The sequence below is a fragment of the Flavobacteriales bacterium genome (genome assembly GCA_016124845.1).
Lineage (GTDB): Bacteria > Bacteroidota > Bacteroidia > UBA10329 > UBA10329 > UBA10329.
Genome location: WGMW01000012.1, coordinates 102136 through 116640 on the forward strand (window position 1 = coordinate 102136; position 14505 = coordinate 116640).

The 14505-nt window shown below is 48.1% G+C and carries 12 protein-coding genes and 1 tRNA gene; 12 read left to right on the forward strand and 1 reads right to left on the reverse strand.

The annotated features are described in order from the left end of the window. The first annotated feature begins 81 nt into the window (after positions 1 to 81). From GC178_06255 to GC178_06290, 8 genes are all read left to right on the forward strand, one after another. Positions 82 to 1503: a T9SS type A sorting domain-containing protein gene (locus GC178_06255; GenBank protein MBI1287166.1), complete on the forward strand. Its 1422-nt coding sequence runs from the start codon at positions 82 to 84 to the stop codon at positions 1501 to 1503. 119 nt (positions 1504 to 1622) lie between these two features. Then, complete coding sequence (locus tag GC178_06260; GenBank protein MBI1287167.1) at positions 1623 to 2384, forward strand: YchF/TatD family DNA exonuclease; 762 nt, start codon at positions 1623 to 1625, stop codon at positions 2382 to 2384. A 3-nt stretch (positions 2385 to 2387) separates the two neighbouring features. Beyond that, on the forward strand, positions 2388 to 3416 hold the full coding sequence (locus tag GC178_06265; GenBank protein ID MBI1287168.1) for a type I asparaginase: 1029 nt from the start codon (positions 2388 to 2390) through the stop codon (positions 3414 to 3416). Between the two features lie 69 nt (positions 3417 to 3485). Next, a tRNA-Ser gene (locus GC178_06270) sits at positions 3486 to 3573 on the forward strand. Positions 3574 to 3647: 74 nt separating this feature from the next. Continuing rightward, the gene (locus GC178_06275; GenBank protein ID MBI1287169.1) at positions 3648 to 4472 is read left to right on the forward strand and encodes a MotA/TolQ/ExbB proton channel family protein; all 825 of its coding nucleotides are present in this window, start codon (positions 3648 to 3650) and stop codon (positions 4470 to 4472) included. Positions 4473 to 4504: 32 nt separating this feature from the next. Next, a complete protein-coding gene (locus GC178_06280) occupies positions 4505 to 4828 on the forward strand; it encodes a hypothetical protein (GenBank protein ID MBI1287170.1) in 324 nt (107 codons plus the stop codon). Beyond that, complete coding sequence (locus tag GC178_06285) at positions 4828 to 5466, forward strand: biopolymer transporter ExbD (protein MBI1287171.1); 639 nt, start codon at positions 4828 to 4830, stop codon at positions 5464 to 5466. Before GC178_06280 ends, GC178_06285 begins: the two co-directional genes overlap by 1 nt. 31 nt (positions 5467 to 5497) lie before the next feature. Beyond that, positions 5498 to 5968 carry a biopolymer transporter ExbD gene (locus GC178_06290; GenBank protein ID MBI1287172.1) on the forward strand — a complete coding sequence of 157 codons (471 nt, stop codon included), beginning with the start codon at positions 5498 to 5500 and terminating at the stop codon, positions 5966 to 5968. Between the two features lie 50 nt (positions 5969 to 6018). Here GC178_06290 and GC178_06295 read toward each other — a convergent pair whose 3' ends face one another. Then, the gene (locus GC178_06295; GenBank protein ID MBI1287173.1) at positions 6019 to 6933 is read right to left on the reverse strand and encodes a CPBP family intramembrane metalloprotease; all 915 of its coding nucleotides are present in this window, start codon (positions 6931 to 6933) and stop codon (positions 6019 to 6021) included. Between the two features lie 35 nt (positions 6934 to 6968). On the opposite strand from GC178_06295, the gene dusB reads away from it, so the two are divergent. The 4 genes from dusB (at position 6969) to GC178_06315 (ending at position 14331) form a co-directional block, all read left to right on the forward strand. After that, the gene (gene dusB / locus GC178_06300) at positions 6969 to 7967 is read left to right on the forward strand and encodes a tRNA dihydrouridine synthase DusB (protein ID MBI1287174.1); all 999 of its coding nucleotides are present in this window, start codon (positions 6969 to 6971) and stop codon (positions 7965 to 7967) included. Between the two features lie 70 nt (positions 7968 to 8037). After that, the gene (locus GC178_06305; protein ID MBI1287175.1) at positions 8038 to 10992 is read left to right on the forward strand and encodes a TonB-dependent receptor plug domain-containing protein; all 2955 of its coding nucleotides are present in this window, start codon (positions 8038 to 8040) and stop codon (positions 10990 to 10992) included. Positions 10993 to 11037: 45 nt separating this feature from the next. Further along, a complete protein-coding gene (locus tag GC178_06310; GenBank protein ID MBI1287176.1) occupies positions 11038 to 12657 on the forward strand; it encodes a T9SS type A sorting domain-containing protein in 1620 nt (539 codons plus the stop codon). 69 nt (positions 12658 to 12726) lie between these two features. After that, complete coding sequence (locus GC178_06315) at positions 12727 to 14331, forward strand: hypothetical protein (protein MBI1287177.1); 1605 nt, start codon at positions 12727 to 12729, stop codon at positions 14329 to 14331. Positions 14332 to 14505 lie beyond the last annotated feature (174 nt).

Below are 14505 nucleotides of genomic sequence, written 5' to 3' on the forward strand. Positions count from 1 at the left end.
CTAAAACGTGTTGATTGTTGCAAACAGACGGGGAAATGAAGAGTTTTACAACTGGCTGAGACTTGACTGAGATAACGAAACATGAGAATTCCGTTCATTCGCTTATTGACATTCTATTTTCTCCCCATCAGTTTCTGCCATGCACAGAACAACTGGCAGGCCATGGCGGGTGAGATCGATCATTACATCCATACCGTATATTCTGACACAGTGGACGGAACCCTCTATGTTGGAGGTGGGCAATTCCGCATCTTTGATGGGAAGCCTATACGGGGCATTGCCCACTACAACGGCATAGAGTGGGATTCACTTGGCGCAGGTATTGACGGGCTGGACACGCTGAACAATCCACCTCGGAATACGCTCGGTTTCTGCCGTTATCAGGGATTGCTTTATGTAGGAGGGACATTCTATTCGGTCGGAAATGTTAAGGCTCCCCGTATTGCCACTTGGGATGGAAATTCATGGGATTCGCTTTCTGTGCAAGGATTTGAAATCGGTGTTTCAGGTTCCGTTTACGATCTGTGTGTATACAATGATGACCTTTATGTGGCAGGCAGTTTTTCAACCGTTGCAGGTCTGCCCGGCACGGAAGGCATTGCACGCTGGGATGGGGCTCAATGGTCTTCGGTCAACTTTCCCCAATACACGTACTTCTCTCAGGTCTATGCGCTGGCAGTCTATCAGGGTGAACTTTATGTAGGAGGTAACTTTCATAACAATTTTACCGATCCCGACCAGAACATCATGCGCTGGGATGGCACACAATGGAGAACCGTGGGCAATGGCATCAGGTATGCCGGTTGGACCTGGGTGGCCGATATGGTCGTGTACAAGGATGAACTGTATGTGGGCGGCCTTTTCGGGGCTGCCAATGGTAATGTATGCAGCAATATCCAGCGCTGGGATGGTGAGGCCTGGAAGGATGTGGGCGGTGGTACAGGGGGTGTAAATGGGCAGATCATTGAACTGTTCACAGGCAATGGATACCTGTATGCTGTGGGACGCTTTGAAACGGCAGGCGGTGTGCCAGCAGACCATGTGGCCCGATGGGATGGGAATGAATGGTGCAGCCTCGGAAGTGACTTCGACAATTCCATATTGGTAGGTACGGTTTACCGTGATACGCTGGTTGTCGGTGGTGGCTTCTGGACCATCGATGGGGACAGTATCTATGGCATCGCCAAATGGACCGGTGGAGACTTCGTTGATGAGTGTGGTACATTCTCAGAAATCGAAGAAATCGAAACTGAAAATTCAGAACTGACCGTGTACCCAAATCCGGCCAATTCATCAACCACAATTGCTTGGCGTGCCCATTACTATGGTAATTACCGATTGAATCTTTATGATGCCAGCGGACGTCAATTAACGGTTCCCGTTACTGAAATAGCGGGAGGAAAGTGGGAACTGGACATGAGCGATCTTTCCTCTGGAGTCTATTTTGGACAATTGACTGTAGGGGATATGAAGCGGAATTTTAAGGTGGTGAAAGCTCCTTGAGTCTGAAGATACATCCTGCCAGAGCAATCATCGAGGCGAATGAGAACCTTGAAGCAAACATTTCTTGTCTTTGAATCGATGCCAATGCATGAGCGGTTTACATTTGCCGCATGGCAATTTTGGTCGATACGCACACGCATCTTTACTCTTCTCAGTTTGATGATGACATTGAATCGGTAATCGGTCGTGCGGTTGAGCATGGCGTTGAACGCATGCTGCTGCCCAATATTGACCGATCGAGTACCGAGGCGTTGTGGAATGTTGTGAATGCCTATCCCGAAAGGTGTTTCCCGATGATGGGGCTTCATCCGTGTTCGGTGAATGAAACGTACAAGGCTGAACTGGCCCATGTGGAAAAGGAACTGGCCACAGGACGTTACATCGCAGTAGGTGAAATTGGCATCGACCTGTATTGGGACAAGACCTATATAAAAGAGCAGGTCACAGCTTTTGAGCAGCAAATGGAATGGGCCAAAGAGCTTGAACTGCCTGTTGCCATCCATTGCCGCGAGTCGTTTGATGAGATCTTCGCGTCTGTAGAAAAAGTGCAGGACGGCCGTTTGCGTGGCGTGTTGCATTGCTTTACTGGAACGGAAGAACAGGCACGAAAATGCATCGACCTTGGGTTGCACTTAGGGCTTGGTGGTGTGCTTACCTTTAAAAAGAGCGGTATCGATGCGGCCATCAAGCATATTCCGATGGAATGGCTGGTGTTGGAAACCGATTCGCCTTACTTGGCACCCACGCCTTATCGCGGCAAGCGGAACGAAAGTGCGTACACCAAATTGGTGGCCGAAAAACTGGCGGAGGTGAAGGAAATGACCTTGGACGAGGTGGCTGCCATCACCACGAAAAACGCAGAACAACTTTTCAATCTATAAAGAATGACACAGCCGAAGGTTCTCATTATATATACAGGCGGCACCATCGGCATGATCCGCGATGAAAAGACGGGAACGTTGAAGCCGTTCCATCTCGACCGCGTGGTAAAATCCATTCCTTCCATTTTGGAACTGGGCGTAGAAGTACATGCCATGGAATTGGATGAGGTCATCGATTCATCGAACGTCACACCCGAAATATGGGTGGAGTTGGCCGAAACAATTGGAGAATATTACGAGCAGTTTGACGGCTTTGTCATCCTGCATGGTTCCGATACGATGGCGTACAGCGCTTCTGCTTTGAGCTTTCTACTGGAGAATCTGGGGAAACCTGTCATCTTCACGGGAAGTCAATTACCGATCGGATTGCCGCGAACAGATGCCCGCGAGAACCTGATAACCGCTCTTTCCATTGCGGCCATGAAACGGGATGATGGCCGCGCGCTGATCCCAGAGGTATGCATCTATTTCGAGGATCAACTTTACCGAGGGAACCGCACTTACAAGTTCAATTCGGAGAATTTCGATGCATTCGTTTCGCGGAACTATCCCATCCTTGCCGAAGCGGGTGTTCGCATCCGTGTGTTTGAAGAACGACTGCTTGCACAATCTGCGGCACCTTTCACCGTTCACACCACCATGAACACGAACGTGGCCGTATTGCAACTGTTCCCAGGGATGAGAGTGAAGCCCTACGCCAACATGTTCACCGAAAATGGAATTGAACTGGTGATCATTGAAAGTTATGGTTCGGGCAATGGCCCAACGGATGAGGATTTTATCGGTTCCATCCGACAGATGGTGGAGAAGGACATCATTATCCTGAACATAACCCAATGCCGCGAAGGGAAAGTGGAGATGGGCAAATACGAGACAAGCGAGGAATTGCTGCAACTGGGCGTGATCAGCGGAGCTGACCTGACCACGGAGGCAGCCGTGACCAAAGCGATGTTCGTTCTCGGTTATACGGATGACAAAACCGAACGGAAAAACCTATTGCAGACACCGCTTAGAGGTGAAATGACACGCTAATTATGGGACATGGCACGAATCACTTTTTTTGTAATTTGCGCGCCAAATTGGGCGTTTGCCTTTTGGGAAGGAGAGGTGGCCGAGTGGTCGAAGGCGCACGCCTGGAAAGTGTGTAAACCCCACAAGGGTTTCGAGGGTTCGAATCCCTCTCTCTCCGCAGAGTGAGAATTTTTGAAATAGTAATTGATAACCATTAAATAATAGTTGAAGAACTAACCACTAAACAGAATCATGAAAAAGTTGTTTGCCCTTATCACCTTTGCTGCAGTTTTGAACTTCGGCTATTTGCCTTCGACCTTCGCGGAGGATGAAGACACTACAGGAACCGAAATGGTTACTGAAGAAACGGTTACCGAAGTTGAAGAGCCTGCTCCAGCAGCAGCTACAGAGGCTTCCACCGAAGTTACTGAAGACGAAGCACCAAAGAGCTTCCACCAGACATTGAAGACCAAATTCATTGAAGGTGGTGCCGGATTCATGGGAGTTGTACTTATCGTACTTATCCTTGGTCTTGCTCTTTGTATTGAGCGTATCATTTACTTGAGCTTGGCCACAGGCAATTCAGAAAAATTGCTGAACGAAGTGGAAAGCAGCCTGAAGTCAGGTGGCGTCGAAGCTGCCAAAGAAGTTTGCAGAAACACCAAAGGTCCTGTTGCCAGCATCTTCTATCAGGGTCTTAACCGAAACGATGAAGGTTTGGACATGGTTGAGAAGTCAATTGTTTCTTACGGATCGGTTCAGATGGGTCTGTTGGAGAAAGGTCTTTCTTGGATCTCACTTTGTATCGCACTTGCACCGATGCTCGGTTTCATGGGTACGGTAATCGGTATGATCGAGGCCTTCGATGCGATTGAGGCTGCAGGTGACATCTCTCCATCATTGGTTGCGGGTGGTATCAAGGTGGCACTTTTGACCACGGTATTCGGTCTTATCGTTGCGATGATCCTTCAGGTATTCTACAACTACCTTATTGCCAAGATCGATAGCCTTGTAAGTGATATGGAGGATTCCTCTATCACCTTCATGGACATCTTGGTTAAGAACAGCAAAAAATAATTTCGGTCTTTGACCGTTTAAAACCGAAGATCATGGGAGATTTCATGGCAAATTACGGCATCATCATCTGCTACATCCTCTTTGCTGTAGCAACGTTGGCCGCTATCCTGTTCCCGATCATCCAACTGGTTCAGAACCCGAAAAATGCTAAGGGCGCATTGATCGGAATCGGAGCGTTGGTTGTGGTTGTGGGAATATCTTACGCACTTGCATCAGACGTCAATCCTGGCAATACAGAAGGTGTAACACCGGAAACCGCCAAGCAGGTGGGTACCGGACTTTATGCATTCTACATTCTTGCCATTGTTGCTGTGGGTGCTACCATCTATTCAGAAGTTTCTAAGTTCTTTAAGTAATGGCAAGGAAAAAGAGAGAAATACAGGAGATCAATGCCGGTTCGATGGCCGACATCGCCTTCCTGCTGCTTATCTTCTTTCTCGTTACCACTACGATGGATGTTGACACAGGTCTCGTCCGTGTGCTTCCTCCATACGTGGAAGAACCACCAGAAGATCAACCCGATGTTAACAAGCGAAACGTGTTCGTAGTTCTTGCCAATGCCAACGACATGTTGCTGGTTGAGGATGATTACATGCAGATTGAGGATCTAAAGGACGCGGCAAAGGAATTTATCATTGGAAAACCTGGGGATCAGGCGGACATGAAATTTCCTGAGTTTGAACCTGCAAGCAATAAGCCTGAAAGCTACGATCTTGTGATCAAGTATTGGGGGCCAGACAAATTGGTATCAAAGCAGATCGTATCGCTTCAAAATGACCGAGGCACTTCCTATAACATGTACATTCTCATTCAGGATGCCTTGGCAAGTGCCTATCAGGAGGTCAGAGACCAAGTGGCAAAGGAGCGTTTCGGCAAATCGTATGATGAACTTCAAAAGGGAAATGCTAAAGAACAAGAGGAGGCCAAGGCAGTTAAAGCATTGATTCCTCAGCGAATCTCGGAAGCTGAACCAAAAGAGATTGGATCTAAATAAGGTTAGTTAGCACAAATCATCCGCTATGCAGATCAGAAAAAAAGGAACGAAGGAAGTACCGCCCGTATCAACAGCATCGCTGCCAGATATCGTGTTCATGCTCCTATTCTTCTTTATGGTGACCACCGTAATGCGTGAGACATCCTTGAAGGTGACACACATATTGCCAAAGGCAAAAGAAGTTGCAAAACTGGAACGTAAATCACTGGTGGCTTACATCCACATTGGCCCACCGTTGAAACCATTACAGAAGATCATGGGAACGGAGCCGCGTATTCAGCTGGATGACGCTTTTGCTACCCCGAAGGACATCATCACGTTCGTGGAAAAGGTAAAGGCAGAAACCAATGAGGCTGAAGTACCATTGTTGACCTACTCACTCAAAGTAGATCAGGACACGAAGATGGGGGTTGTGGTTGATGTGAAGCAGGAGCTTCGAAAAGCGAATGCCTTGAAGATCAACTATTCTTCTACCAAGATCATCGATAAGTCGAAACTTTGAACTGACCTTACTCAAGACATTAAAAGGAGCCTTTCGAGGCTCCTTTTTTGTTATGCCGAAGCCGCTGCTTCCTGATGCCGCTTGAACAGATAGAGCAGCATCATGCAGAACACAAGGGAGAAAACAGCCATCGTGGAATTACCTGTTCCCGCTTGGTCCATGGCCGAATCAACATCTCCATGCTGGATGCCATAATTGAGAATAACAGCCGATGCATTATTGGTGAAATGCGCAATGATCGGATACCAAAGGTTGCCGCTCCAATAGAGCAGATAACCCATGGCCACACCCATCAGCATGCGCGGCACGAACCCCAAAAACTGAAAATGGAATGCGCTGAACAGAATGGCGGCCAACCAAATGGCGGCATGCGGATTGCCGATCTGCTTCTGCAACCCACGCTGTATGATTCCCCGGAAGATGAGTTCTTCGCCTACGGCAGGGAGCAGGCCGATCATAACCACATTCAGAACCAAAAACCAAACCGAAGGCATGTCAAGAAAGAGTTCGGTCAGTTTGCCTGCACTCTGCTCCTTCTGCTCCATCCAATCTCCCATCGCAGTTGGAATGTTCCAACTGGCATTCCACTCCGCCACATAATTGATGAACGGAAAAGCCACCAAGAACAAGGCAATACTCAGCATGACCGACTGGCGAGTTGGAACTTGAAAAACCTGCTTCAATCTTTCGGAAGACTCAGAGATCCAAAGAAATCCGACTGAAGGAAGTATCAGCATTCCAAAACCTTGCAATACTTGCAACAAACGCAACGCTGGAAGCAACTCCGGGTCGGTCATGTTCTCCAACAACTCCTGTTGGGTGAGTAATGGAATTCCCAAGAAAAGTTCGGAGATGGCAAATCCGATAAACGAAAAGAGGGACGCGCCTGTGAAAACCAGCAACAGGAAAAACAACGCACCGTTCAGCCAAGAACGGTGGACATAGGTTCGTAGGGATTCGGTCAAACTGATATTCGTAACTTTGCGGCCGCTTTAAACGGATGGCAAAGATAGGCGATATAGACGTTGGCGAATTCCCGCTTCTGCTTGCTCCGATGGAGGATGTGAGCGACCCGCCATTCCGTGCGGTGTGCAAGGACAACGGGGCGGATATCATGTACACGGAGTTCATCTCATCCGAAGGCTTGATTCGCGATGCGGCCAAGAGCGTTCAGAAACTTGACATCTTCGAATACGAGCGCCCCATCGGCATACAGATCTTCGGTGGCGACATCGATGCCATGAAGGAATCGGCAGAGATTGCCACGGCCGCGAAACCCGACATCATCGACATCAACTACGGTTGTCCTGTAAAGAAGGTCACATGCAAAGGTGCCGGTGCGGGAATCCTTCAGGACATTCCCAAAATGGTGAAGATGACGGAAGAGATCGTGAAGAGCACGCATCTTCCAGTAACGGTGAAGACCCGTTTGGGCTGGGACAGCGAATCGATGTACATTGAGGAAGTGGTGGAACGCCTTCAGGACGTGGGCATCAAAGCCATCAGTATTCATGGCAGAACGCGTGTGCAGATGTACAAAGGCGATGCAGACTGGACGCTGATCGGAAAGATCAAAGAGAATCCGCGCATCAACATTCCTGTATTCGGAAATGGCGATGTGGACAGCCCTGAGAAGGCAAAGGAAATGAAGGAACGCTTTGGCGTTGACGGCATCATGATCGGTCGTGCATCCATTGGTTATCCGTGGATCTTCAACGAGATCAAACATTACCTCAAAACCGGTGAACATCTGCTTCCTCCGACCATCGACCAACGGGTTGACACGTGCCTGAAGCACTTGAATTTCTCTATCGAATGGAAAGGCGAAACACTTGGGAACGTGGAAATGCGCAGGCATTACGCCAATTACTTCAAAGGATTCCACGGTTTCAAGCATTTCCGGATGCAGTTGGTGACATCTACGGACAATGATCAAATACGGGAAGTTCTTGAGCAAGTAAGAAACCACTACAAGCAATCTGAACTGGTGATCGCCTAACGGGTTGACATCACCTCATCTCTCAACGCATTACTTAGGTTATATTTGGCATTCTTGAAAAACCTCTCGTATGACACAATTGATACGATTCAACCTACATTTTCGTGCTGCTGCCATACTGGCTTTCCTTCTACTGTTTGCCGGAGCAACCATTGCTCAAGAAGTGAGTGGAACCATTACCGACTCTGATTCGGGTGAACCGCTTTTCGGTGCCAGCGTGGTCATTACGGGAACGGCTACTGGGGCAACTACCGACTTTGATGGGAAATTCAAGTTCAATGCTGGTCAGAAACCACCATTTCAGCTGACCGTTTCCTACATCGGTTACCAAAAACAGGAGATCGATGTCACATCACTTGGTACTCCAATTGAGATCAAATTGGCAACAGATGCGGTAATGCTGGAAGGCGTGGTCGTGAAAGACGTACGAGTTTCTGAGAAACAAAAGGAATCCGCTCTTACGGTGGAAAGCATGGATGTGATCGCCATCAAGGAAACACCGGCTGTGAGTTTCTATGATGGATTGGGCAACTTGAAGGGAGTGGATCTGACTGCTGCCAGTATCGGTTTCAAGGTCATCAACACACGGGGTTTCAACAGCACCTCGCCCGTACGTTCGCTACAGGTTATTGATGGCGTGGATAACCAATCGCCTGGTCTGAACTTCAGCCTCGGTAACTTCTTGGGTTCGTCTGAACTGGATGTTCTGAAAGTGGACATCATTCAAGGTGCGAGTTCAGCATTCTACGGTCCGAACGCCTTTAACGGGGTTATTGACATGAAGACGAAGAGCCCGTTCATCAAACCAGGGCTGGAGGCACAGGTGAAGATCGGAGAACGGAATTTGGGCGAGGCAGCCGTTCGTTGGGCGCAGGTTTTCAAGAATAAGGATGGCGAAGACAAGTTCGCCTACAAATTGAACCTTTACTACTTACAGGCATACGACTGGGTTGCAGATAATAAGCAGCCTATATATGACCTTGGTGTTCCTGCAAGCAATCCGGGCGGGTATGACGCTGTGAACCGATATGGCGATGAGGACCTTGCCGGTGGCAATGATTATCGCAACCAACAGGCCAATTATCCCGGTCTGGGCATTTTCTACCGGAGAGGTTACATGGAGAAGGACCTTGTGGACTATAACGTGCGGAACTTCAAGGCGAATCTTGCCACCCATTATCGTATCAAACCAGACCTTGAACTCATCTACTCGTTCAATTTCGGCACAGGAACAACCGTATATCAAGGACAGAACAGGTTCTCGCTGAAAGACATGCTATTCTTCCAGAATCGTGTTGAAATAGCAAAGAAGGACAAATGGTTTGTGCGTGCGTATTCTACAAATGAGGATGCAGGCAAATCGTATGACGCAGTAGTAACGGCTTTCAAAATGCTGAACACACAGCGGACATTGGAAGATTACAATACGGCCTATGCCAATTATTGGGTTTCCAAGGTGCGGCCACAGGTACGTCAGCTTTTGGCCGATAATGGCGTGACCTTCGGTGGTCCGGGTGTGGGTTGGAATACACAGGCCATAGATTCCGTACTGGCCCTTCATCCCGATCAGGTAACTGCATGGCATCAACAGACAACCAATGCCTTGGCCAACGATCCTTTGCAAGGTTATCCTGCTCCGGGCTCCGATCAGTACAATCAGTTGTTCAACAGCATCCGATCAACCACCTATACAAGTAATAAAATTGCTGGAGGTGGATCACGGTTCTTCGATAAATCTGCCCTCTACCATTTGCACGGAGAATACAAGTTGGATCCCGAGATCAACGGGACCAAACTGGGCAAGTTCACATTCGGTGCCAACGGACGTCTTTACGCTCCGAACTCACGCGGGACCATCTTCGATGAAATGCGCATTGCCAAAGGCAGCGTAACGGTTATGGATACCATTGCTGGCCAACCTGTATCTCGCGATTCGGCCGTTTACGACACCACTTTCAGAAAGATATTCAACTGGGAGGTGGGAATGTACTTTGGATGGGAACGCAAGTTCTTGAACGATAAATTGAAGGCGACCGTTGCTGCAAGGGTGGACAAGAACGTGAACTTCCCATTCCTTGTATCGCCTGCGGCATCGCTGGTTTACATGCCCACCAAGGATCACACCATTCGGTTCGGTTTCTCTGCGGCCATCCGTAACCCGACCTTGGCCGATCAGTACCTCTATTATGATGTAGGCCGGGCCATTTTGGTGGGAAATCTCCACGGATTCAATAACCTGATAGATGTTGATTCATTCACCGATTTCCTCAATAGCGGACTCGACACGAACAAACTGAAGTATTTTAACGTGGCCCCGATCAAACCTGAAAAGGTCCGGACATTGGAGGCTGGTTATCGAGGATTCTTCTTTCAACGACTTTATGTGGATGCCTCCTATTACTTGAGCTTCTATCAGGACTTCATTGGTTACGAACTTGGTATTGATGCTCAGTTTGCGCAAGACCCGAACAGTCCGCCCTATCCTACCTCGGTACAGGCCTATCGGGTATCTGCAAACAGCCAGAATCAGGTTATTACCCAAGGAGCTTCCATCGGTCTGAATTACTATTTCCAGAACAAGTACACCATCAATGGAAACTATTCGTGGAACAAGTTGCAGAAGACCAATGCAGACGACCCCATTATTCCTGCCTTTAACACGCCACAGCACAAATTCAATCTTGGTTTCTCTGCGCGCGACCTTGGTAAGGCCAAAATGGGTCACTTCGGCTTCAGCCTGAATTACAAGTGGATCCAAGGATTCATTTTCGAAGGTTCACCACAGTTCACAGGCTATGTGCCTACCTATGACATGTTCGATGCCCAAGTGAGTTACCGCATCCCGAACGACCACATCACGTTCAAATTGGGAGCTTCAAACATCTTCGGTATTCAACCATTTTTTAGAGATGGTACTACCAGTGAGCGGTTCAAGAATGCCTTCAATAACCTGAACGCGCAGGTATATGGTGGGCCGCGAGTGGGACGAATGGCCTACTTCTCCATTCTATTCGAGTGGAATTGATCTTTTGCTAATTTTAACCTCTATAACCTTGTTAACTTAAATACCATGAAAAAACTATTACTGTCTGTCCTTTCCATCGGCCTCCTGTCCGGTGCAATGGCCCAAGAACGCTACTTGGACGAAATTTTTACGGGGGTTGATATGACGGCAAATGTTCAGTACGGTACCAACTACAATTTCATTTTACCATACCCGGCTCCTCCTTTGCCGAATTTTGCTTTGAAGACGGATGTGTACCAGCCATCAGGAGATTCTGAAACAAACCGTGCTGCGGTCATTGTACTTCATACAGGAAACTTCCTTCCCAAATATCTGAACCAAAGTGCCACGGGAAATAATAAAGACAGTTCCATTGTTGTTTCGGCAGAACTGTTTGCTAAGCGTGGTTATGTTGCATTTGCACCAGCCTACCGATTGGGTTGGGATCCGACAAATAGCGATGCGGATGTTAGAAGAGGAACACTCCTAAATGCAGTCTATCATGCATTGGGCGATGTGAAAGCCTTGGTCCGCTACATTAAAAAGACCGTGGCTGAGGACGGGAATCCTTATGGGGTAAATCCCGACCGAATTATCATCTATGGTCAAGGTTCTGGTGGTTATCTATCACTTGCCTACGGTTCATTGGATCGTATTGAGGAATTGGAAAATGAGGCCAGCGGAAAGTGGTTGAGCACAAGCACCATTAACAATTTTGTAGAGAACCAGTTGTATATCAATACCGATTCTGTTGGAGGGATCGATGGATTCGGTGGTGTGTACAACGACACCAACTACTATGGGTATTCCAATGATGTTGTGGCATGTGTCAACGTTGGCGGGGCCTTAGGAGATTCTGCTTGGATGGAAGCAGGCGAGCCACCGCTTATCTCATTCCACGTGCCAGACGATGGTTTTGCTCCATTTACGCAAGGGCTTGTTATCGTTCCTACAACACAGGAAGTTGTGGTTGACGTAGTAGGAAGCCGATGGGCCATTGGTCGTGCAAACGAGCTCGGCAATAACGATGTACTTTATGGATCCACACCTTATAATGATCCTTACACCGTTGCAGCAGAGACAGCACTTGCCTCCAGCCACTTCAGCTATCCTTCGGCACTGAATCCAACACCACAGGAATACTTGAACCTGGACCCTTCTATGTATAAAGGGCTGTTCCCGTTCATCCGTCCACAGATCCAGTGGCCGTTCCAAGAGTCAAGCCCATGGGATTGGTGGGACGAGCAGGTCGTAATGGACAATGCCGCTCCTATTGTTGGTGCTACTGCAGCTCAGGCCATTATTGACAATGGTGCAAGTGGAAGCCCAACGATGTCAGCGGCACAAGGTCGTGCCTACCTTGATTCTATTCAGGGTTACTTGGCACCTCGCCTTTATCATCTGATAAACTCTGATGTGAGCGTTCAGGAAACCGAGTTTGTGAACTCAAACACTTATGTTTATCCGAACCCGGCCAACGATTTCCTTGTGGTGAAAACCAACCAAGGAATCCGCATCACAGATATTGAGATCTATGACATGAAAGGTTCATTGGTGAGAACGGAGAACGGTCTGAACAAATTCAGCCACCAGATCAACGGCATCAACCAAATGCCAGAAGGTCTTTACTTGGTGAAAGTGTCCACCGATAGTGGCATGATCACCCGCAAGGTTTTCGTGGACTAATAGAAACCTGACGATAAATGAAGCCCCGACTGCGATGCAAGTCGGGGCTTTTCTATTTTTCGCCCTTCGATGCAGCCACCGAAAACCATATTCAAGTGGATTCCATACATCGCCATTGTGATGGTCTATCTCTGTGGTGCCAACTTGGATGTGATGGAAGTGGATGCAGCCCAGTACGCAAGCATCTCGTTGGAAATGTTCAAATCGGGAGATTATCTGCATGTGTTCGACCGCTATGAGGATTATCTGGACAAACCGCCTCTGCTCTTTTGGCTTTCCGCATTGAGTTTCAAATTGCTTGGCGTTGGTACATGGCAGTACAAACTACCTTCCATCCTGTTCAGTCTGCTGGGTATTTTCAGCACCTACCAACTGGGCAAACGACTTTACAACGAAACGGTAGGTCGGTACGCATCTTGGATTCTCGGTGGATCGTTCGCCATGATCATGATCAACAACGATGTGAAGACCGATACAATTCTTGTCTCCGCCATCGTTTTTTCCATTTGGATGCTGGTAAGCTACCTGCAAACTGACCAATGGAAATTCCTAATAGGTTCTGCATTCGGTGTGGCCCTTGCCATGCTCACCAAAGGCCCTATCGGACTGATGATGCCAGCCTTGGCCGTTGGCGGACACATCCTACTCAAACGGCAATGGAAATGGCTTTTTAAGTGGCAATGGTCGGTGATGCTTGCGCTGGTCAGTGTGCTACTGATACCGATGTGCATCGGGCTGTACGAACAGTACGACATGGAAGGCCTCCGATTCTATTTCTGGACACAGAGCTTCGGGCGCATTACGGGCGAAAGCGAATGGCGCAATGATGCTTCCCCTCTGTTTTTCACCCACATTTTTCTGTGGTCGTTCCTTCCGTGGACACTTTTGGGAATAGCTGGCATTGTCAAAGAACTTTGGAATCTCCCAAAGAGCATATCGAATAAGAGTTCCGAACTCATTCTCATTAGCGGCATCGCGCTGGTTTGGATGGCCCTTTCACTCTCCAAGTTCAAACTGCCGCATTACATCTTTGTGGTCTATCCGCTCATCGCCATCCTTGCCGCCAAGTTTGTGCATGATCTGAAAGCAATAAATGTGTGGTCGTGGGTTCAACTGACCCTTGCTTCGCTTGCCACCCTCTTTCTGGCCTTCTTGCTCATTTACTGTTTCCCTAATGGTGGTTGGTGGATGCCTGTCACCTTGGTCGTCTCGGTCATTGAAGCCTTTGTAGTTTTCTATCGAACCTCAGATAGCCAACGCATCATGGTTCCTTCTTTTGTGCTGAGCATTGCCATCGGTTTGGGCCTCAATCTCCACTTCTACCCGCAGCTACTGGACTACCAGGCCAACGCGATTGCTGGAAAATGGGTTGCCGAGCACCAGATTCCTGAAGACAAGTTCATCGACTTTGCCTCTGGCGGAAGAGCACTTGATTTCTATGCGAGCCATATTGTGCCTTGGGTTTATGATGCGGACAGTCTTCAATCTGTAATCTCTGATGGAACCGTTATTTACGCCAACGAAGAACGCTACCACGAACTACTGAATCGCGGTCTTCAACCGAAAGATGTCATTGCATTTCAGGATTTTGAAGTGCAAAGACTGACCATCCGCTTTTTGAACCCCAGCACACGGGCTGAAGCCATTCGAAAGAAGTACCTGTTGGTTTATTGAGTGGTATTCGACTACTATTCATTCTTAATTACAGAACGCGCGTCTCCCTATAACGGATGGCAAGATAATTGAAACCCTTACAAATAAAGGATTGTAGCATGAATTTGATAGCGATACATAGAAAATACAATACACAGAAAAAGTGTATTCAATTACTGGAAGAAATACGCTGGA

Excerpts from the sequence above, each read along its gene's own strand:
- GC178_06255 (MBI1287166.1), top strand. The coding sequence starts at position 82 with ATGAGAATTCCGTTCATTCGCTTATTGACATTCTATTTTCTCCCCATC.
- GC178_06265 (MBI1287168.1), top strand. The coding sequence starts at position 2,388 with ATGACACAGCCGAAGGTTCTCATTATATATACAGGCGGCACCATCGGC.
- GC178_06275 (MBI1287169.1), top strand. The coding sequence starts at position 3,648 with ATGAAAAAGTTGTTTGCCCTTATCACCTTTGCTGCAGTTTTGAACTTC.
- GC178_06280 (MBI1287170.1), top strand. The coding sequence starts at position 4,505 with ATGGGAGATTTCATGGCAAATTACGGCATCATCATCTGCTACATCCTC.
- GC178_06285 (MBI1287171.1), top strand. The coding sequence starts at position 4,828 with ATGGCAAGGAAAAAGAGAGAAATACAGGAGATCAATGCCGGTTCGATG.
- dusB (MBI1287174.1), top strand. The coding sequence starts at position 6,969 with ATGGCAAAGATAGGCGATATAGACGTTGGCGAATTCCCGCTTCTGCTT.
- GC178_06305 (MBI1287175.1), top strand. The coding sequence starts at position 8,038 with ATGACACAATTGATACGATTCAACCTACATTTTCGTGCTGCTGCCATA.
- GC178_06310 (MBI1287176.1), top strand. The coding sequence starts at position 11,038 with ATGAAAAAACTATTACTGTCTGTCCTTTCCATCGGCCTCCTGTCCGGT.
- GC178_06315 (MBI1287177.1), top strand. The coding sequence starts at position 12,727 with ATGCAGCCACCGAAAACCATATTCAAGTGGATTCCATACATCGCCATT.